Below are 21,240 nucleotides of genomic sequence, written 5' to 3' on the forward strand. Positions count from 1 at the left end.
CTCCCTTTTAGGGAGAACCGTAGTGAAACGAAGCTCATTGATGCTAAAATAAATATAATAAAATCAATAGATGGCAAAGCCAGAGAGGGTTATTGAACCTAGTCCTCTCCTTGAAAAGTAAAGTGTGTTTTGTAAGATTCCCGCCTACGCGGGAATGACGGCAGCGTGTATAAAAATTACTTACCTTCTAACCACTAACTCCTGATCCCTGACCACTGATTCCTGATTCCTAATTTCTGATCCCTTCAAATAAAAACACTATTTTTGAAACCATGTACACGATAGGCTTAGCAGAAGACGACCATAAAATTGCCGCACTTATAAAAAATGGTTTAGAAGAGAACGGCTATGAAGTGAGTATCTATCACGATGGGAACAGTGCGTTACAAGCTTTCCAATCGCAGTCGTTTCAGTTATTGATTTTAGATGTAATGATGCCTCAAATTACTGGTATTGATATTTGTAAACAGCTACGTGAAGCGCAGGTACAAACGCCCATATTAATGCTTACCGCCTTAGGTACTATCGATGATAAAGTGAATGGTCTAGAAGCAGGTGCCGATGATTATTTAGTAAAACCTTTCCATTTTAGGGAATTGCTAGCACGTATAGAAGCCATGTTGCGTCGACAGAATTTAGGTACTGGCAGTCAACCGAATCAACTTACTTTTGAAGATGTGGTGCTTGATGTTAGCAGTAAGGAAGTAAAGAGAGCTGGCACCATCATAGAGCTTACTGCAAAAGAATTTCATTTGCTAGAGTTGTTTATGCGCAATCCTAATCGTTTGCTTTCGCGACAATACATTGCAGAACAGGTATGGGATGTAAATTTTGATACTGGCACCAATGTAGTAGATGTGTACATCAATTTCCTTCGTAATAAGATAGAAAAAGGCTTTGAGAGAAAGCTCATCCACACTAAAATAGGTATGGGTTATATTTTTAAGTAAGATTCAATTATGTATACTTGTTCTATTGTAGCTAATTTAATAATGTTATTTAGTTAAATTTTCTTTCGTCGCTACCGCGGGTTCTACTTTTTCCTTTAGCTGAAAAAGTAGACAAAAAAGCCACGGCTGCGCCCTGTTCTACTAAAGTTACTACTAAGGCTAATTAATGCTAGCCGAACAGGCCAAGGCCGATTTTAGTTAAACGAAAGACTTTGCTTTGGCAGGACAAATAGCCTACCCTTCTGAAACTTATATTTATATCTTTGAGCCAATGAAAATAAAAGACCGCCTAGCTTTATACTTCACGCTTATTAGCACCACGGTACTTTTAGCGGTGCTTTTTGTGGTCTATTTCATCTTTATTAAATTCTTAGAAAGCGACTTTTACGACCGCTTAAATGATAGGGCTTTTATTAACGCCAACCTCTACCTAGAAGCGGACGAGATTTCGGCAGATTCCCTTAGACGAGTAAAAACAGAATATTTAGAGACCTTAAACGGAGAGATTGTCCGTATTTACGACAGCAACAACAAACCTCGCTTCATTACCGATAACCAGCAATTTTGGACGAGTGATTTCATTAACCAAGTGCGGAAAGCAAAGAAAATCCGTGTCAAGGAAGGGGTGCGACAAACGGTTGGCATCTTCTACAAAGACAATCAGGGCGATTTTGTGATTCTCGCTTCGGCCATAGACAATAGTACCTATAACCGTATCGGAAAGTTGAAAACCAGCATGACGGTTACGTTTATCATCATTACTGCAGGCTTACTATTGTCATCCAGATGGATTGCTAAACGAATACTTAAACCCTTGGACGTGTTCATTACCGAGGTGAAGAAAATCAAATCTAACAATCTTGATTTTAGGGTGCAGGAAAATACCAATAAAGATGAGATTAACCTACTGGCACAAAACTTTAACCAATTGATGGACCATTTGGAGCAGGCTTTTATTCTACAGAAAACCTTTGTTGCCAATGCTTCGCACGAGTTGCGGACTCCAATTACCAGTTTATTGATGGAAGCAGAAATTGCATTGAGCCAGCCGAGGGATTCCGAAGAATATCAAAAAGCGTTACGGTCTGTGATAGAAGATGCCGATAAAATGAACGCCACCATTAACAGCTTGATGAGCTTGGCACAGGCAGATTTGGAATTGGGCAACCTGCAAACAGAGGCTTTTAGAGTAGATGAACTGCTCTGGGATTTGCAAACGCATTGGAATAAGAAGAATAACGGTAAGGCGCAACTGCACATCCAAATGCAAAACCTACCAACAGACAGCGAAAGTTTAAAACTTATCTTTAATAAATCGCTATTGGAGATTGCTTTAAACAACATCATTGGCAATGCTTTTAAGTTTTCTAACCAACAGGATGTAGTTTGCACTTTAACTGTTACCGACCAACAACTGAATATTGCTATTCAAGATAAAGGTACAGGTATTGCAGCAGCTGACCAAAACCGTATTTATGAGCCTTTCTATACTTCGTCCAAAGATGCAGCGCTGAAAGGAAATGGCATGGGACTATATATGGCGAACAAAATCATTGCATTAGCTAAAGGAGAATTAAGTTTTGTTTCTGGTAGTGAAGGAACAACTTTTTTGGTTAGTTGGTTGGTTGTTTAGATGCTTAGTTGAAATAACCACATAGAAACATAGGGAACATAGGTAATTCATTCCACCATTTACGGTTGCTAAATGCAATTGACTAGGTCTCGGTATGCTGCCTGCTCCGATTCTTCATAGAGAATGAAAACAAAAATAGAAAGGCACTTCTAAATATTCATTTCCAAAGATCTCTCCGCTTTAATCGAGAAGACGGCTAGGAAGAACTAATTCTAAACACAAGGAGTGATAAATCATCGCTCTGCAAAAACAAGGCAATAGGTTTTTTGTTAAGATGATATACTTAAATACCTAAATATGAATATTCAATTAAATGCCGATAAGAATTTAACGATTCACGAGCCTTACGAAGCACAGATTAAAGCACAGTTAACTAAAGACTTAGACAGATACAGCAATCATCTTTCTCGTGTAGATGTACATCTATCTGACGAGAACGGTAGCAAGGCTGGCTTAAACGATAAAAAATGTTTAATAGAAGCTCGCTTAGATGGTAAACCGCCACTTGTAGCTAGCGATTTAGGTAATACCTACGACTTAGCTTTAAAAGGCGCCACAGAAAAAATCAAAAGCGCATTGAATACTGCTGTTAGCAAGATGCAAGCCAAATAGTTCGCGTAAAATAGCGAGTAAAAAATCCGATTGTTGGTTTACAATCGGATTTTTTTGTTTTTACATCTACGCTGTTCGGGATTTGCAATCCCGAACTACCTATCCAAGGATTTTTAATCCTTTTAATATTTATATCAGTTCGGATCGAATATCCTATAATAGAGCTTCCGAGTTGCAAACTCCGAAGAGCATAAGTAACTACTAGGAGTAAAACTGTTCAAGAGAAACATCAAATTCAAAGATATCTCCACTACGGTCGATATGACGGTATAGGCAGGCTAGCACTAAATATTCCCAAGCACTAGTCTCACCCTTTTAGGGAGAGATGGCAAAGCCAGAGAGGGTTAAACAAACCTTTTCCTAATAGTCGGGGCAGGTTCTCCTTGAAAATGAGAGGGAACTGAACAGTGCAAAACCATTTTAATCACTTTTTAATTTCGATTTAATTCGCGTTTAATTCCATCAAAATAGCTTTGGCAACAATGAAAATAAAACTATTATTCATCTGTTGCTGGCTAGGATTTGTCCAAAACATCTTAGCTCAAGATACGCTGAAGCTAAGTATCACAGAAGCTGAGAAACGTTTCGTTGCTAGTAATTACCAGTTATTACTGGCTAAATACGAGATAGAACAGGCAAAAGCCGATGTAATTACGGCCAAACTGTTCGATAATCCGGAAATCACACATGAGAATTTGCTATATAACCATGAAACCAAGCGTTTTTTGGAAACCTCATTTGCTACAGGACAATTCAACACACAAGTTTCGCAACTATTTAAGTTAGCCGGAAAACGCAACAAAAGTATAAAACTAGCCAATACCGCTGTTAAGCTGGAAGAATTTGAGTACTTCGATTTAATGAGGACCTTGCGCTATCAGCTGCGCAGTAATTTCTTTAAATTACATTCGCTGCAGCAATCTGCAAAGATTTACAGCGGACAAGTAAAAGCACTCGAGCAACTACTACAAGCTTCTAACAAACAATTAAGTTTGGGCAATATCGCCAATAAAGATGTCATCCGCATCAAATCGTTGCTTTACACTTTACAGGCAGATTACCATCAAATTGGTACCGAAATAGATGACTTAACGGCAGAACTGAAACTGTTAACGCAAATCAACGCTTCTACCATTATTGAGACTGTTGCACCAGAAAATATAGCAGGCAAAACCAATGAAATTCCCTATGCCCTATTATTAGATTCTGCAAAGACGAACAGAGTAGATTTAAAATCGGCACAAACGGCTATTACCTACGCACAGCAAAACTTAAAGTTGCAAAAAGCCAATGCCATTCCTGATGTGCAGCTATCCTTAGTTTATGATTTGAAAGGGAGCTATCCTGAAAAATACACTGGTATTGGCATTAGCATGCCTATTCCACTTTTTAATAGAAACCAAGGGGAAATCAAAAAAGCTAAAATAGCAATAGAGGCACAACAAACGGCCTATAATCAAGTAGAAAATGCATTGTCTAATGAAGTCTTTAAAGCTTATCAGAATGCCAAACGAATCGAAAGCTTAATGGGCAGTAGAGACCAAGATTTTAATCAGGATTACAAAAAGTTGATTGACGAAGTGACCAAGAACTTTGCTAAACGAAACATCAGTTTATTGGAGTTTTTAGATTTCTACGAGTCTTACAAAGAGAACGTCTTGCAATACAATCAACTACAATACGAGCGTATCAACGCTAAAGAAGAAATCAATTTTGTTACTGGAACTACCTTATTCAAATAAAGCATGTCTTATATTTCATCCTCAAAAAAATACTTATATCTCCTAGCGCTAGCTGGAACGATTGCACAGAGTTGCACCACGACTAACACTACGGTAACAGACGACAAGTTTGAAGTTACTGATTCGTTGATCAGCAAGTTATTGATTGATACGGTACAATCACCAAATAACCGCATGGACCTTAATTTTTCTGCAAAGATTACCGCTAATGAAGATTTACAGGCATCCATTTACCCCATGGTAAGCGGTATTGTAGGTGCAGTTAATGTGAAAATTGGCGACAGAGTAAGCAAAGGGCAGGTATTGGCTAATGTGAGCAGTGCAGAGATGGCTGGCTTCGATAAAGAAGTAATTAGCGCCGATGCGGAATTAAAAATTGCCGAAAGAGCATTAAAACAAGCAGAAGAATTGTACAAAAGTGGTTTGAGTTCGGCAAAGGAATTGGAAGAAGTACAAAATGATTTAATCATTAAAAAAGCAGAATTGCAACGTGCTAAAACTACTTTAAGACTTAATGGCGGCAACACCAAAGGTGACTACAAGGTAAGCTCTCCTATTGCTGGCTTTGTGATTGAAAAGAACGTGAACAGTCACATGCAATTGCGTGCTGATAATGAAGATGCCTTATTTAAGGTAGCAGATTTATCTAACGTTTGGGCAGTGATTAACATTTACGAATCGGAATTTGCCATGTTAAAGGAAGGTGATGAAGTGGAAGTTTCAGTACTGTCTTATCCTGAGAAAACCTACAGCGGTAAAATTGAGCGTATCTACAACACCATCGATAATGAAAGTAGGGTAATTAATGCAAGAGTAAGCATCGCCAACAAAGATTTAAGCTTGAAACCAGGTATGATGGCTACGGTTAAGGTGGCGGCTAAATCAGACATCAAACTACCTTCTATTAATCCCAAAGCAGTGATTTTTGATGAGAACAAAAACTACGTGTTGGTATTAGACCCTAAACAAAAAATACGGGTACAAGAGATAGAAATTGGTCGTAAAACCGCTAACCGTACTTATGTGAGCAAAGGCTTAAACGCTGGAGATAAAGTAGTGGCTTCTAAGCAGGTTTTCTTGTTTGAGAGTTTGAAGTAATTGCCCATACCCCGTCATTTCGACGAAGTATGAGGAGAAATCTGTCAGCTAGTATTACTTAGCCTGGAGATCTCTCACCTACGTTCGAGATGACGAATAAGTAAACACAACATGAATAAACTGATTAAAACCATCATTGGGTTTTCCTTAAAAAATAAATACTTCATCTTTTTCACCACCTTTATTTTGGTGTTAGCCGGTTACTTGAGTTTCAAGAAAACCACTATCGAAGCCTTCCCTGATGTGACCAATACCAACGTCACTATTATTACGCAGTGGCCTGGCAGAAGTGCCGAAGAGGTAGAAAAATTTGTTACCCGTCCGCTAGAGATCGCAATGAACCCCACGGAAAAAAGAACCAGTATCCGTTCTTCTTCCCTATTTGGGCTCTCTATTGTTAAAATCACTTTTGATGATGATGTAGATTACGCCTTTGCCAGAGTGCAGGTGAATAACCACATTGAAGAAGCGGATTTGCCTGATGGCATACAACCCGAGGTACAACCTCCCTATGGACCTACAGGCGAGATTTTCCGCTATACATTAAGCAGCGATCAAAAGTCGGTTAAGGAACTAAAAACGATACAAGATTGGACCATACAAAGGGAATTACTTTCTGTGTCTGGTATAGCTGATGTAGTGAGTTTTGGTGGAGAAGTGAAGACTTATCAAATTACCGTAGACCCACAAAAAGCAATACAGTATAATGTAACTGCAACCGAATTATTCGAAGCCGTTTCTAAAAGTAACATTAACGTAGGTGGCGATGTCATTGTACAAGGCGGACAAGCTTATGTAGTGAGAGGTATTGGGGTTTTAAATAACATTGAAGAAATTAAAAATGTAGTTGTAGATAACTATAATGGCATTCCTATTTACGTAAAAACCATTGCCGAAGTTACCGAAGCTGCTTTACCACGCTTGGGTCAGGTGGGTAGAGATTACGACCCAGATGTAGTGCAGGGAATTGTGGTGATGCGCAAGGGCGAAAATCCGAGCGAAGTCATCAAGAAGCTAAAAGTAAAGATTGAAGAAATCAACAACAACATCTTACCTGATGATGTAAAAATCAAATCTTTCTATGACCGTGAAGATTTGGTAAACTTTGCCACGCATACCGTAATGGGCAACATGTTCGAAGGGATTTTGTTCGTAACCGTTATCGTATTCCTTTTCATGGCCGATTGGAGAACTACCTTGATTGTATCGGTAGTGATTCCGCTGGCTTTACTATTTGCCTTTATCTGTTTAAAGTTAAAAGGCATGTCGGCCAACCTGCTATCTATGGGTGCCATCGATTTCGGGATTATCATTGATGGTGCGGTGGTCATGGTTGAGGGTATTTTTGTAGTGCTGGACCAGAAAGCCCGAAAAGTGGGAATGGAGAAATTCAACAAAATTAGCAAGCTCGGCCTGATAAAAAAAGCCTGTTTAGAGAACGGCAAAGGTATTTTCTTTGCCAAACTGATTATCATTACCGGCTTGATGCCTATTTTCACCTTCGAAAAAGTAGAAGGTAAAATGTTTTCGCCATTGGCATGGACACTGAGTTTTGCCTTATTAGGTGCGTTATTGCTAACCTTTACCTTGGTGCCGGCCATGGCGAGCATTTTACTAAAGAAAAACGTTAAGGAGAAACACAATATCTTTTTGGAGTTCATCACCAAATACACCTTAAAAGCATACGACAAGTGTTTTAAATTTAAGAAAGTAGCATTTTACACGTCTATTGTTCTTTTAATTGTCGGCATTTTCAGTTTTAAGTTTTTGGGTAGCGAGTTCTTACCTAACCTTGATGAAGGCTCTATCTACGTTCGTGCTACCGGACCATTGAGTATTTCCTTAGATGAAACCAAAAAGCTTTCTAACGAGATGCGTAAAATCTTCCTGAGCTTTGAGGAAGTGAAGCAGGTTTTATCGCAAACAGGTAGGCCAAATGATGGTACTGATGCCACTGGTTTCTATAATATGGAGTTCCATGTGGATATCTGCCCTAAAAAAGAATGGAAGCGAAAGCAGACCAAAGAGCAGCTGATTGAGCGCATGCAAGAGAAACTGAAAGGATTTCCGGGCATTAGCTTAAACTTCTCGCAACCCATTTCAGATAATGTAGAGGAAGCTGTTTCTGGAGTTAAGGGCTCTATTGTAGTGAAGCTTTTCGGCGACAACTTCGAGTTTATTGAACAAGAAGAAGAGAAAATTTACAACATCTTAAAAACAGTAGAAGGCATCGAAGATTTGGGGATTTTAAGAAACTTAGGTCAGCCAGAATTGCAAATAGATTTAAGTCAGCGTAAAATGGGTTTATATGGCGTAAGCACAGCTGATGCCAATGCCGTAGTAGAAATGGCCATTGGCGGTAAAGCAGCAACCCAAATTTACGAAGGCGAGAAGAAATTCGACCTGATTATCCGTTACCCAGAAGATTTTAGAAACGACGAAACCGCTATCGCCAACTTGCGTGTACCTACTATTTCTGGATCTAAGGTGCCATTGGGCGAAATTGCAAGGATTAAGAAAATTACGGGCCCTAGTATGATTTACCGTGATAAACACACTCGCTACGGAGCTATCAAGTTCTCTATCCGTGGTCGTGATATGGGTAGTGTAATTGCCGAAGCACAACAAAAAGTAAATGCAGCCATTAAGTTGCCAAAGCCATACCGTTTAGAATGGGCAGGAGACTTTGAAAATCAGCAGCGAGCAAGCAAGCAGCTTTCTCAAGCAGTTCCTATTAGTTTATTATTGATTTTCTTTATCCTGTTCATTTTATTCGGTAATTTTAAAGATGCGCTGCTAGTGTTAAATAATGTTCCTTTTGCAATGGTTGGTGGCATTTTAGCATTGCTAGCCACAGGCATTAACTTTAACATTTCGGCAGGTATTGGTTTTATTGCGCTATTCGGTATTTGTGTACAAAACGGGGTAATACTCATCACTAAGTTTAAAAGTAACATTGTAGAGTTAAAGCACCACCCTACTTGGACATTTGCAGATTCTATTAAAGATGGTATAGCCACTAGGATGCGCCCCGTAATTATGACAGCATTGATGGCGGCTATCGGTTTGCTACCAGCAGCCTTATCTACAGGTATCGGTTCTGAAGCTTCTAAACCTTTGGCGGTTGTTGTTATCGGTGGTTTAATTACCAATACGCTGTTTAATTTATTCGTTTATCCAATTGTATTTTATTGGAGTTACAAGAAGAAAGCAACACATTTACAGGAAGTGATTGCGTAGGTACTTACTTGCTACTCTCTCCTTACTAGGGAGAGATCCCGATTGATCGGAAGAGAGGGTTTTTAGAAAAGCAGAGGCTATCATTTCATCGCAAATCGTAGTCCTGCTTTCCGCTATTACCGTTTTGTTGGCACTGCCATTCATTCTTGTCATGTTGAGCTTGTCGAAACATCTACTCACAACAATCAATCCTTCGACACGCTCAGGATGACACCAACAAAAAGTATATCCGCTACAATCAGGTTTAAAAAGCAATACCTGTGCATCAAAACTAACTTTGTCAATCCACTATCCTACTGTCTAAAAGATTGACAAAGTTAAATGTCAACACTTTGCGTTCTTCGCGAAAACTTTAAAAACCTTTGCGTTAAAAGACACTATCTATTAAACTGAACCATTACTTTATTCCGTATCTCGAAAAAGTACTAGACAAACCAAACCTCATAAAAGCATACCTGTCTTTAAAATATATGTTATATGGGTCTTCACCATAATATCCAAAACTGGCCATCATAAAAACATTTTGCATAAACGACAAGCTATAATTAGCTGTAACCTCTATATTCAATCTTCTTTTAGGAGCTATAAAACCATGATTATCGTATTCATTTATGGCGTAAGAAAACTGCCCGTTAAAACGCCAAGTTTCTTTTTCTAATGTATTAGATGCATTTTCTTTATTTGAACTTCCTTTTCTCCAACCACCCTTATCACCTTTATAAATTTGATAAATACGAAATGAGAAATCATAATTTAAGCGTGTAAAACCATAATCGCCATTTAGCGCTGGCTCATAATCGAACCATTTATGCCACTCTAAGCCAACTTTATGGTTATAAGAATAATAACGTCCAGTTGATGGTTTTGCATCAGTAATATAACCAAACCGATAAGCTGTAGTTAAGTAATTGGTATTAAAATTTCCAGTGCTAGTATTGATGGTTCCATCTGCAAAAACAGCATCTCCGTCTTGACCGTTTGAGTGATGCGTATAACTCAGTTGAGCATAACGGTAATTCTTTACTTCTTCTACCAATCGTAAATAAACTGTTCCGCCCAACCTAAAACTTGGGGTGCGAACTCCTGCTGAGCGTTCGTTTCTTACCCGTGCTGTAAAATCTGGATTAATAGAAAAAGCTACAGGCAAGCTTCTGGGAGCAAACACCACATAGGAAGTAGTCAATTTACCATTTAAAATATAGGAAGATGGCGCTCCAATCTCTCCGGCAGGCGAAGTATAGGACAGCTCGCTATTTTCTTTGTACAGCGATATGTAAGCCAAGTTAGCTTGTTGCTTTTTTTCCCGCAACGTATCTATTTGTGCCGTCTGAGCAAAGACAACCACACTTATGAAACCAAGCAAAATAGACAGTATTAATCTTCTCATATAATGATTTACGTTTTTACGGCTATATAAGTTTCGTATTCAACTTATTTTTATAACGCAAGATTGCTTTGCCCAAAGAATTTGATAAAAATCATTGCTACTTACTAGCTTATAATCAGCATATTTGTAGCACCTAATCATTAAACAAGATGAAAAAACTAAGCTTATACCTTCTATTGACAGCGTTTACATTTACCGCTGACGCACAAGACACACCAGCTAAATCAACTAAAATTGAGAAAAAACAAGTTGAAATTGCATGTGGCGAATGTATGTTCAAAATGCCAGGCAAAGGTTGTGACCTAGCGGTGAGAATAGATGGAACGCCTTATTTTGTCGACGGCAGAAAAATAGACGATTTTGGAGATGCCCATGCTGACGATGGTTTTTGCAATGCCATTAGAAAAGCAACCGTAACGGGTGAAATAGTTGACGGAAGGTTTAAAGCAAAGTCAGTACAGTTAGTAGAAACCAAGAAAACCGACAAACCGAAGTCTAAATAATTTAAAGCTACAGTACCCGTCCCGACCTTTCGGGATAAACAGATTTATTTAAAATTATATACTCAAAATATAATATAATTCTCAAATCAATTTATTTTTATCTGTGCATCTGTGGCTAAACCGTATCTTTGCCCCATGACAAAGTTATCGGTTAACATCAATAAGATTGCTACCCTACGCAACAGCAGAGGCGGCAACAACCCTGATTTGGTTAAAGTAGCACTAGACTGCGAAAAATTTGGTGCGGAAGGCATTACGGTGCATCCTCGTCCAGATGAGCGTCATATCCGCTATCAAGATACTTTTGATTTAAAGGCAGTCATTGCTACCGAATTCAATATTGAAGGCAATTGCAAAGAGCAGAAATTTGTTGACTTAGTATTGGCCAACAAACCTGCGCAAGTTACTTTGGTGCCAGATGCCGAAGGTCAGATTACTTCAAACCACGGTTGGGATACCATTAAACATCAAGATTACCTGAAAGAAATGGTGGCTGTTTTCCAACAAGCAGGCATCCGCGTTTCTATCTTCGTTGACCCAGTGGTAGAAATGGTTGAACATGCTTTAACTACAGGCACCGACCGAATTGAGCTTTACACTGAAGCTTACGCCCAACAATACTACAATAATAGAGAAAAAGCAATTGCTCCTTATTTGGCGGCAGCACATAAGGCAAATGAATTGGGCATAGGCATTAACGCTGGTCACGATTTAGATTTGCACAATCTTAAATATTTCGCACAAACAATTCCTGGATTACTAGAGGTTTCTATAGGTCATGCGCTAATTAGCGATGCACTTTATCTAGGCTTGGAAGAAACTATTAAACGTTATTTGGCACAACTTAACTAAGTTATGGGTTACGAGTTGTGAGTTGCAGGTGTTAACTTGTCTATCTCTTAACCCGTAACATACAACTTTCAACTCATTTATGTTAAAGGGTATTCTTCTCGTATTATTTGGCGCTTGTAGCTTTGGTATCTTATCTACTTTTGTAAAACTGGCTTATGGCGAAGGTTATACTTTAGGCGATGTAACAGGTACACAGGCGTTATTTGGCGCTTCAATGTTGTGGATTGTTTATTTTATTCAACGCCAAGTACAGCGCAAAAACAACGTTGAAAAACCTCAAGCAGTTATTAAAACCCATTGGATTAAACTTGTTTTAGCTGGAACCTTTACAGGCTTAGTAAGTTTAACGTATTACCAATGTGTGAAACTGATTCCTGCTTCGGTAGCTATTATTCTATTAATGCAGTTTGTATGGATTAGTGTACTCTTGGAGTTCATTTTCTTCAAAAAGAAACCTAATAACCTCCAAATTTTTGCAGTTATCATGATTCTGCTAGGTACGATTGCAGCCAGTGGATATTTTGAGCAATCGGCAGAAAATTTAAGTATAGCGGGTATTGGTTACGGAATGGTTGCCGCTTTGTGCTATGCCATCTTCTTGATGTTGAATGGTAACCTCGGAAATGAATATCCACCCTTACAAAAGAGCGCATTGATGATTACTGGCGCATGTATATTGATTTTCATCGTATTGCCTCCTACTTTTCTATTTAACGGAGCATTAGGTGGCAGCTTACTGAAATGGGGGTTAATTTTAGCAGTTTTTGGAACAGTAATCCCTCCTTTGTGTTTTGCTTCTGGTATTCCAAAAATTGGATTAACGTTAAGTTCTATCTTAAGTTCAGCAGAATTACCAGTAGCAGTGAGTATGTCGGCATTGGTTTTGCAGGAAGAAGTAAGCCTAATCAGATGGATTGGTGTCGTGATTATTTTATCATCGATGATACTACCAAATTTGGAAAATTTAAAGAAAGCGAATAGCTTTAGAAGAAAATAGCCCTCTCTGGCTACGCCATCTCTCCCAAAGGGAGAGAATTAGCTATATTATTTTCTTTCCCTTTGGGAGAGATGCCCACAGGGCAGAGAGGGTAATATTGATATATTAAATTAATGATTTTATGAAAAAAACAATATTAATCGCCCTAATAACTTCTGTCCTATTTGCTTGTAAAAATAGTTCTAGCATCAATACCGATGAAGCTGGAAAAGTAATTATCACTTACCTAAAGGGCAATCCAGAATATAAAACCACCCGTTTTGACTTCGGCGAGTTGAAATTCAATACCGAAAAAGAATATGCGGAGTTGGAAAATTATCGCAAGTTGGCGAATGAAGGCTACATCACCTTAACATTATTGAGTTCTAAAAAGAAATTCCTTTCTAAAGATAGCAGCTATGTTTACAGCGCCAAGCTAACCCAAAAAGCTAGCGATTTTGTGTTAAAGCAAGAAACAGATAAAGCCACAGTTAAAGCCGTAACTTATGAATTGACGGAAGAAAAACCTGTAGACTTTTCTAAAGTAAATGATGCAACCGCCAAAGTAACCGTATCGCTTAAAAAAGTAAATACACCATTTGCTGCTTTTCAAAAGAAACCAGAAGAAAATAGCGAATTTATTACCAAAACTTATCGTTTAAAATATGATAAAGAAGAAGGTTGGAAGGTGAAGAAATAGATTAAGGATTAAAGAACAAGGAATAAAGAGCAAAGATTGAAAGTACATCTCGGTAATCTTGTACTAACATCAATAAGTTATTAGTAATAAAATATGGATTACAAATCCATTGATAGTAGAATCGGGATTACAAATCCCAACTAGCAACGGGAGTGAAGAAAAAGAAATAAATAGAAAAAAAAAGAAATAAAGATTAGAAGCATTAAACGTTATTCAAATTGCAACACAAAGCAAAGGACAGCAAAAGCTCAATGATTTTAAATCTTTTAGTTGAAACCACAACCAGCGTTATTAAAATATGAAAAAAACTACGCTCCTCTTATTTATATTAACTGCATTAATATCGCAATCTTTTGCTCAAATCGGGAAAGAGATATCCAAGGAAAACCAAGTTCTCTTTAATGTTAAATCGCTACTGGAAAAACATTTTTCTGGAACCAATATACGTGGCTTACAAAAAAGCTTTGAAATCAAATCTTCCCATTCAGATGGTTATTCATTTACTAGTGATGTCAATTCATTATTTTCTGAAAAATCAAATAAGTCTCTGTCAATTAAACTTAATAAAGTTCTCAAAATAAAAGATAATACTAAATTAACAGGTGTACTATATTTCGATGATCGATTAGATAGTGCAATGGTGGATATAGCATACAAAACAGAAGATACTGTTTACAGTTTTATTTCAATGCATGGTTATGCTGTACCTAGAGGTGGTTTTAAAGCATTTTCTAAAAGATTACACGATTTTATTAACGAGCAAATAACTCAGGGTAAACTATTAAAAGACTCTATATCTTCAATCACATCGATAAATATAATGGTTGATAAAAGTGGAAGCTTTAAACAAGCCAAACAAACTTACCTATCGAAAGTTATAGATGTATTTTTGGCATCGGAGCCAAGATGGAATCCAAGTATGAGCAGTGGTAAACACGTACCTACTGTAGTTAGCTTCTCAATCATACGTGATTATATTAATGGTGGTAATTGGCCCAGAGAAGATAATGTCGCCAAAAAACGTTATGGATATAATGACTTTGATAGCTACGTAAATATTTATGAAATTGCTTTTTTTTACAATAACGACGTACCAGTTTTTTACAGCAATGAACTATTGGAGCATTCAGGTAAAACGATCATATCTGCCGTTTACGATAAAATGCTGAAAGCATATCGTATGATTGCCGTTCACAATGGAAACCTGACTAATACAAACCAACTAAAGAATTTAACTAGAACAGAAGCTTCAAAAGAATTCTACGTATCAGGGTATGGGTATTACAGAATCTATTTTATGCTGGATTAAGCTTAACAACTAAAAGCCAAGTTTTCAATTCTCTTTTCATAATTTTTGCAACGATCTGGTTATCTTATAACTTTTAAGCAGACTATTCAATATACCTGTAATATTATTAGAAAATTTGCCCCACAAAAAAAGCCGGCAATCCACCGGCTTAGCATTAACATATTTGGTTGTAAAGAGAGTACTTGTTTACAAATGCTTATCTACATCACCAACGTACACTTGACGTGGTCTGCCGATAGGCTCTTTATTTTCCCTCATTTCTTTCCATTGAGCGATCCATCCTGGCAGACGACCTAATGCGAAAAGAACTGTGAACATTTCTGAAGGGAAACCCAAAGCTCTGTAAATGATACCCGAGTAGAAATCTACGTTTGGATACAATTTACGATCGATAAAGTATTGATCTGTTAGTGCAGCTTGCTCTAACTTTTTAGCAATTTCTAATACTGGATCATTGATACCTAAGCTTTCTAAGATATCATCACAAGCCTTTTTAATGATTTTAGCTCTTGGATCAAAGTTTTTGTAAACTCTGTGACCAAAGCCCATCATACGGAAAGGATCATTTTTATCTTTTGCTTTTGCAATCCATTTATCGGTATCACCACCATCTTCTTTAATGCGCTCTAACATCTCGATTACTGCTTGGTTAGCACCACCGTGTAGCGGGCCCCAAAGTGCAGAAATACCTGCAGAGATAGAAGCATATAGGTTACAATCTGATGAACCTACGATTCTTACGGTAGAAGTAGAACAGTTTTGCTCGTGATCTGCGTGAAGAATCAATAATTTATTCATTGCACTAACCACTACTGGATTTGGTTCAAAATCTTCAGTACGCTGACCGAAAGTCATCCAAAGATAGTTAGTGATATAATCGTATTTGTTTTTAGGATAGATCAATGGATGTCCCAAAGATTTTTTATAGATGAAAGCCACAATGGTTGTCATTTTGGCTAGCATTTTAATGATAGTTTCGTTTTTTTGTTCTTCTGATTGGTTAGCTTCTAAACTTTCTGGATAAAAGGTAGAAAGTGAACAAACTAATGAAGACAATTGAGCCATTGGATGAGATTTTGAAGGATAACCATCAAAAAACTTCTTCATATCCTCGTGGATCAGCGTGTGCATACTGATATCCTTTTGGAATTTCTCTACCGTTTCTTTAGAAGGTAGTTCGCCATAGATCAATAAGTAAGCAACTTCTAAAAATGATGCTTTTTCAGCTAATTCTTCAATCGGATAACCACGATATTTTAAAACACCTTCTTCTCCGTCTAAAAATGTAATAGCGCTTTTTGTAGCTCCTGTATTCTTATATCCAAAATCTAAAGTAACGTGACCAGTAAGATCTCTTAATTTGGAAATATCGATAGCTCTCTCTCCTTCAGTTCCAGTAATAATTGGGAACTCGTAAGTCTGTCCGTCTATCTTAATTTCTGCAGTAGTTGACATATATCTAAAATTTTATATAATTATAAGTAGTTATTTTCTTTTATTAAAATTTAAGCGGAAACAATTATACACTTGTTACACTTTTTTACGTTTTCTAATAGAATTCTAATGTTTCAGCGTCTATTTCGCCACAATTTCTTCCGCTACTCTTCCACACTCCATCATTTCATCTCCATAGTATGGATTTTGGATTTTCTTTTCCGATGAAAGCCAATCTCCCCCATCACCATTATTAGCCATTGGACAATGTTGTACGTAAATAGTTCCAGAAGTTAATGCAGCATGTTTAAAAACAGGAATAATTTCTACATTCAAATCTGTGAAAGCAGCTCTTTGTGCTTTAATATCTTTTGCTTCAGCAATTTTACCAGCAATTGCAGCTGCATTCTCACAACCTTCAAAACCTTTTAAAGCTGTAGCTAGTTCAGTGGCTGCAGGTTTTGCAGTTTCTAATTTGGTTGCTACCAATTGATCTTTAAGTTTGATATAGGCGGCGTAAATATTCTGCAATTTTTCATCTTGAAAGGCTAGCGAACTTACCAGTGAGGTATCTGCGGCTACAACCGTAGTATCTTTTGTTTCAGTAGATTGCTTATTGCTGTTACATGCCACTAACGCCGTGAATGCTACTGCCATTAAGCCAATATATTTTTTCCCTTGCATACGTGTTTTATTTTAAGGATTGCTATTTGGGAAACAATCCAATAAAGGTGTGTTCTGTTTTGTGCTCAAAATAGCATTTATAATTCTAAAACCCACAAAAAAGCCCCGATAAAATTACCGAGGCCTAATAATATTATATTGTGATTATAATTTGTTAACGATACGATTATAGTTTGAAACCATAAGCTAAACGAATACCAGCATAACCAATGTTACCGTTATTTGAATAACCTTCGTATTTAGCGCCCAAATCTAGACCGTTACTCCAAGAATAACCTACTGTAGGTGCATAAACGAAAGCTGTACCAGTTCCACTTTTAGTTCCAAAACCAGCGCCGGCCTCTGCCATAGCATATGCTCCAGATCCAGAATTACTAAAGAAATATTTTAAACCTGCTTTAACAGGAATATAGCCGAAACTGCCACCACCGTAATTATCTTTTACAGAAAAATTAGTATAACCTGCAGAAACTGGAACAGATAGTTGTCTATCAATATCTATTTGATAACGCAAATCTCCACCAATTGCTAACCCAAGGCCATCTTTCGTTCCTGCACCGATATTTAAACCAATACCTAGTTTTTGTCTAGATGGATTAGTAGGCTCTGAATTTTGAGCATTGACATTTGTACTTACGAACAAGGCTATTGCAGCTGCTGCACTTGCCAAGATTTTAGTATAGTTTTTCATTGTGTTATCTTTTTGTGTTTTAATGATAATGAATCTCTCATTAGTAGACCATATCATTGTGTTTATGTTTTTGTTTTTTAATGGTAATGATGCTATCAACAAGTGATGCTTTCATTATGTTTTAATTATTCATTAAACTTTTTACTGCAATTTTTCACAATAACCAGTTGCTACTGAATATTCAAACCACATGCCACACTTAAAGCAAAAAGTACAAAAACACAAAACAAAGCATTATACAACAACCAATTACATATTAAAACAAACACAAAAAAACATTCAAGAAAATAGGAATTGATTTAGTTAAAAACTGTACTAAAAACTACACAAACCTATTACAATTGCACAAGTTTATAACATGATTATTTTAAAAATATAATACTCAAGTATGTTGAAAGATGTGAAATACTTAGAAACTGTTTAATAATGGAATAAATATTTGACAGGTTGAGTTTGGTGAGGACACCAAACTCTAGAGGCTCACTATAGGCGGGTATCTCCAACCGCCTAAGTATTTATTTTCATTGAAATTTAAACAGTTTCTCAATAAAAATTCTGCTCTACTATTTTTAAAGCTTCACTTTCTACCCATGCATTTTCTTCTTTTGCTTCAATCCAATTGATTAGTACACCATCTTTTTCCATCTTTCTAAAGAAGGTCATTTGTCTTTTTGCGAACTGACAAATAGCGGTACCTAAACGCTCTTTCAATGTATCTAGATTAATTTCATTGTTGAGATAAGCAATTACAAATTTATATTCTAAGCCATAAAACACCAGCATTTCTTCGCTTACACCTTTTAATCGCAGACTTTGTACTTCCTCTATTAAACCGTTAGCAAGGCGTGCTTCTAATCGTGAGATGATTTTCCTTCTACGTGTGTCTACATCATTATATAGACCAATGACTAAAGGTTTCAAAGCTGGTCTTTCCTCAACTGTAAAATCACCGTTTTCACTGAGGAAATATGCGATTTCAATCGCTCTGATTAATCGTTTAGAAGAACTTTCATCGGCTTGTTTTCTAAGTGCTAAAGGAAAGCTCTCTAGTTTTTGTCTTAACCCTTCTTTATGGAGCGGCAACAGTTCCTTACGCAGTTCTTCATTTACTGGAATTGCAGTTAATTCATGATTTTGCAGCAGGCTATGAATGTACATGCCTGTACCGCCGCATAAAATCGGCAATTTCTGTTGATGAGTAATGACTTGAAAGGCTTGATAAAAATCTTCTTTGAAAGCATTTACTTGGTAACGTTCGCCAGCTTGTTTAATATCGATAAGATGGTATGGGATCTGAAATCCTTCAATTTCATATTCAGACAAATCTTTTCCTGTACCGATATCCATCCCCTTAAAAACCTGCCTACTATCTGCACTGATGATTTCTCCATCAAATTCTTTAGCCAACTGCACAGCCAACCTTGTTTTTCCAACTGCAGTTGCGCCTAGTACAATCAAAAGATTCTTATCCGACATTGGTATAAAGATGATATTTGAGATTCCCCGTATTGAACACTTTCAAGAAGCCGTTCTGGGTTAAAAAATCATCCAAATTTAAGATATTTTGCTCATTAAAGGCAGTTAGTATTTTTTTTGGTAGACGATGGGATTGATACCTATTCATCGTTATAGTATCTACATAGAATACGGTAGGCTCTGTTGTTCCAGAAAAATGAAAGCCTAATTTATCGTAGCCTTTACCTAAAGACCAATCACGGTCGGCATAGGTCATTAAATCATTTACCGAAACCAGTTGTAAAAAATGTTTAACTAGTTTACCCAAACCGCCAACAATGGTGATACCTGCTTTGGTAGCGAAACGCACCAACTCTGCAGATTTGTAATGTTCGCCTTTGCTTTTCATTGGTCTAGAGGCCGCAAAACAAGCTACCGCAGCTAATTCGCCATCAAACATTAAACCCAAACTGTATTTTGTTTTGATATAGCCCTGTAAGTGATGGGATTCTAAAAAGCTTTTAGCTTGTGCCACATCTACTTCTACCACCTTCGCCTTTCTGCCATGCAAACTTCTATTTTGACCACAAAAAGAATGAATCCTGCCCAACACCTGCTCCCTTTTATTTATCCAAACGTCTTCCCACAAATGAACTAACAAAATACCTTTCTGCTGATAAGCAACTTGTAATGACAGTAATTGCTGTGGTAGCAATGGAGAACCTAAAGGAATTAAATTTACGTAGACCGTTCCTTTGATAGCAACTATATAAAATGGATGCGTATGTCTGTTTTCTACCGCATGATATTTATCCTGAATAGGTAAAAAGAAGTCTTCCTGAAATAACGGATTTATACCCATTCGTTTTGTTTATATGCTTTATAACCTATATCAAATGCAAGCGAAATGTGTTCCATCATCACCTCATCCAGTTTTTTGAAATGAAAGCATGATTTACCTTTCAGTAGCTTCAACAAATCGGGATGTAACAATTCCTTCATTTCTGGATTGGTATAAATGAGCATGAAATGAAGTGTGACACTACTCTTCATAATCTTTAAGCCAGCGAAATAAATTTCATTTCGTTTTTTACCTAAGAGCACCACATTTTTATCGCTCCAAAGGTCATAATCCTTATCAGAGTTAATCCTAGAATTGAACCCTAACGTTTCGTAAGGCTGCATTGAGGCTCTAATGGTTTGAAAAATTTCTATCAAATCTGTTTTCATTGCTATAGATTTAAGATGAGTTGATGCACAAAGTAAATGTTTTTGTTAAAAAAACACACATAGTTTGAAAATGTTCGTTTTATTTAGCCACAGATGAAATGATTAATTTCCTATTACTAATTTCAAGTTAAAAATTTACAAACAAAAAACGCCCATGTCTGAGACATGGGCGTTACTATATATATGATAGAGTTTATTGCTTAGGTTGTACACGGCCACTTTTTCTGTCTTCGGCTCTACCGATTACATATCCAGCACCTGCACCTGTCAAACCACCAATAATGGCACCTCTTCCAGATTTTTTATCAATTAAAGCGCCACCAATTGCACCTACACCAGCACCAATTGCAGTACCTTTTGCCGCATCACTCCATCCTTTTTTCTTAGCTTGTGTACTGGTTACACCGCCAGAGGAAGTTGTTGAAGTTACCGTATTGCCAGAGCTATAAGACCTAGCGGCACTACGTCTGGCTGCTGTCAGCTCGGCCTGATGTTGTTCTTCTACTTTTCTTTTCTCAGTCTCAACAGCAGCACGTTTAAAACTATCTAATTTGATACTATCTCTGTAAGCTGTTAATGCTTGTTGTTTCTCTAAAGCTACTTGCTTTTCGCTTTTACCGCAAGATGCCAAAACTGTTGCACCAATTGCAGCTATCATTAATATCCTTTTCATATTCTTAGTTTTAATTATAGAAGCTATCTATTTACACTGGAATAGTTTATCATAGTCGCTTCGTTATTCAA

Annotated in this window: 19 protein-coding genes; 11 read left to right on the forward strand and 8 right to left on the reverse strand. The window is 37.2% G+C overall.

Going from position 1 to position 21,240, the window contains the following annotated elements:
* Positions 1-272: 272 nt before the first annotated feature.
* The 6 genes from CRO54_RS07505 to CRO54_RS07530 all read left to right on the forward strand — a co-directional run bounded on the left by CRO54_RS07505 (position 273) and on the right by CRO54_RS07530 (position 9,275).
* Positions 273-950: a response regulator transcription factor gene (locus tag CRO54_RS07505; RefSeq protein WP_097130557.1), complete on the forward strand. Its 678-nt coding sequence runs from the start codon at positions 273-275 to the stop codon at positions 948-950.
* A 271-nt stretch (positions 951-1,221) separates the two neighbouring features.
* Positions 1,222-2,583: a sensor histidine kinase gene (locus tag CRO54_RS07510; RefSeq protein ID WP_097132303.1), complete on the forward strand. Its 1,362-nt coding sequence runs from the start codon at positions 1,222-1,224 to the stop codon at positions 2,581-2,583.
* 297 nt (positions 2,584-2,880) lie between these two features.
* Positions 2,881-3,195 carry an HPF/RaiA family ribosome-associated protein gene (locus tag CRO54_RS07515; RefSeq protein ID WP_097130559.1) on the forward strand — a complete coding sequence of 105 codons (315 nt, stop codon included), beginning with the start codon at positions 2,881-2,883 and terminating at the stop codon, positions 3,193-3,195.
* A gap of 482 nt (positions 3,196-3,677) precedes the next feature.
* Entirely contained in the window at positions 3,678-4,937 is a 1,260-nt protein-coding gene (locus CRO54_RS07520) for a TolC family protein (RefSeq protein ID WP_097130561.1), read from the forward strand.
* A 3-nt stretch (positions 4,938-4,940) separates the two neighbouring features.
* Positions 4,941-6,035, forward strand: a complete 1,095-nt coding sequence (locus CRO54_RS07525; protein WP_097130563.1) for an efflux RND transporter periplasmic adaptor subunit — start codon at positions 4,941-4,943, stop codon at positions 6,033-6,035.
* A 111-nt stretch (positions 6,036-6,146) separates the two neighbouring features.
* On the forward strand, positions 6,147-9,275 hold the full coding sequence (locus CRO54_RS07530; protein WP_097130564.1) for an efflux RND transporter permease subunit: 3,129 nt from the start codon (positions 6,147-6,149) through the stop codon (positions 9,273-9,275).
* Positions 9,276-9,672: 397 nt separating this feature from the next.
* On the opposite strand, the gene CRO54_RS07535 is transcribed toward CRO54_RS07530, so the two are convergent.
* Positions 9,673-10,662, reverse strand: coding sequence for a hypothetical protein (locus CRO54_RS07535; RefSeq protein ID WP_097130566.1), 990 nt, complete (start codon positions 10,660-10,662; stop codon positions 9,673-9,675).
* A gap of 149 nt (positions 10,663-10,811) precedes the next feature.
* On the opposite strand from CRO54_RS07535, the gene CRO54_RS07540 reads away from it, so the two are divergent.
* The 5 genes from CRO54_RS07540 (at position 10,812) to CRO54_RS07560 (ending at position 15,002) form a co-directional block, all read left to right on the forward strand.
* Positions 10,812-11,165 carry a DUF6370 family protein gene (locus tag CRO54_RS07540; RefSeq protein WP_097130569.1) on the forward strand — a complete coding sequence of 118 codons (354 nt, stop codon included), beginning with the start codon at positions 10,812-10,814 and terminating at the stop codon, positions 11,163-11,165.
* 135 nt (positions 11,166-11,300) lie between these two features.
* Entirely contained in the window at positions 11,301-12,017 is a 717-nt protein-coding gene (locus CRO54_RS07545; RefSeq protein WP_097130571.1) for a pyridoxine 5'-phosphate synthase, read from the forward strand.
* A 79-nt stretch (positions 12,018-12,096) separates the two neighbouring features.
* Entirely contained in the window at positions 12,097-13,014 is a 918-nt protein-coding gene (locus CRO54_RS07550; protein WP_097130574.1) for an EamA family transporter, read from the forward strand.
* A 121-nt stretch (positions 13,015-13,135) separates the two neighbouring features.
* Positions 13,136-13,693 (forward strand): hypothetical protein, encoded by a 558-nt coding sequence (locus tag CRO54_RS07555; protein WP_097130576.1) that lies wholly within the window; start codon positions 13,136-13,138, stop codon positions 13,691-13,693.
* Positions 13,694-13,991: 298 nt separating this feature from the next.
* Positions 13,992-15,002: a hypothetical protein gene (locus tag CRO54_RS07560; RefSeq protein WP_097130578.1), complete on the forward strand. Its 1,011-nt coding sequence runs from the start codon at positions 13,992-13,994 to the stop codon at positions 15,000-15,002.
* Positions 15,003-15,188: 186 nt separating this feature from the next.
* On the opposite strand, the gene CRO54_RS07565 is transcribed toward CRO54_RS07560, so the two are convergent.
* From CRO54_RS07565 to CRO54_RS07595, 7 genes are all read right to left on the reverse strand, one after another.
* Entirely contained in the window at positions 15,189-16,457 is a 1,269-nt protein-coding gene (locus tag CRO54_RS07565; protein WP_097130579.1) for a citrate synthase, read from the reverse strand.
* Positions 16,458-16,577: 120 nt separating this feature from the next.
* On the reverse strand, positions 16,578-17,120 hold the full coding sequence (locus CRO54_RS07570) for a DUF3347 domain-containing protein (RefSeq protein ID WP_097130580.1): 543 nt from the start codon (positions 17,118-17,120) through the stop codon (positions 16,578-16,580).
* Between the two features lie 166 nt (positions 17,121-17,286).
* The gene (locus tag CRO54_RS07575; protein ID WP_097132304.1) at positions 17,287-17,811 is read right to left on the reverse strand and encodes a hypothetical protein; all 525 of its coding nucleotides are present in this window, start codon (positions 17,809-17,811) and stop codon (positions 17,287-17,289) included.
* Positions 17,812-18,354: 543 nt separating this feature from the next.
* A complete protein-coding gene (miaA, locus tag CRO54_RS07580; RefSeq protein ID WP_097130582.1) occupies positions 18,355-19,287 on the reverse strand; it encodes a tRNA (adenosine(37)-N6)-dimethylallyltransferase MiaA in 933 nt (310 codons plus the stop codon).
* Positions 19,277-20,128 (reverse strand): hypothetical protein, encoded by an 852-nt coding sequence (locus tag CRO54_RS07585; protein ID WP_097130584.1) that lies wholly within the window; start codon positions 20,126-20,128, stop codon positions 19,277-19,279. The genes miaA and CRO54_RS07585 overlap by 11 nt, the downstream gene beginning before the upstream one ends.
* Complete coding sequence (locus tag CRO54_RS07590) at positions 20,119-20,496, reverse strand: hypothetical protein (protein WP_097130586.1); 378 nt, start codon at positions 20,494-20,496, stop codon at positions 20,119-20,121. The genes CRO54_RS07585 and CRO54_RS07590 overlap by 10 nt, the downstream gene beginning before the upstream one ends.
* Before the next feature lie 193 nt (positions 20,497-20,689).
* The gene (locus CRO54_RS07595; RefSeq protein ID WP_097130588.1) at positions 20,690-21,169 is read right to left on the reverse strand and encodes a YMGG-like glycine zipper-containing protein; all 480 of its coding nucleotides are present in this window, start codon (positions 21,167-21,169) and stop codon (positions 20,690-20,692) included.
* Positions 21,170-21,240 lie beyond the last annotated feature (71 nt).

The organism is Pedobacter xixiisoli, assembly GCF_900215335.1.
Classification (GTDB): Bacteria; Bacteroidota; Bacteroidia; order Sphingobacteriales; family Sphingobacteriaceae; genus Pedobacter; species Pedobacter xixiisoli.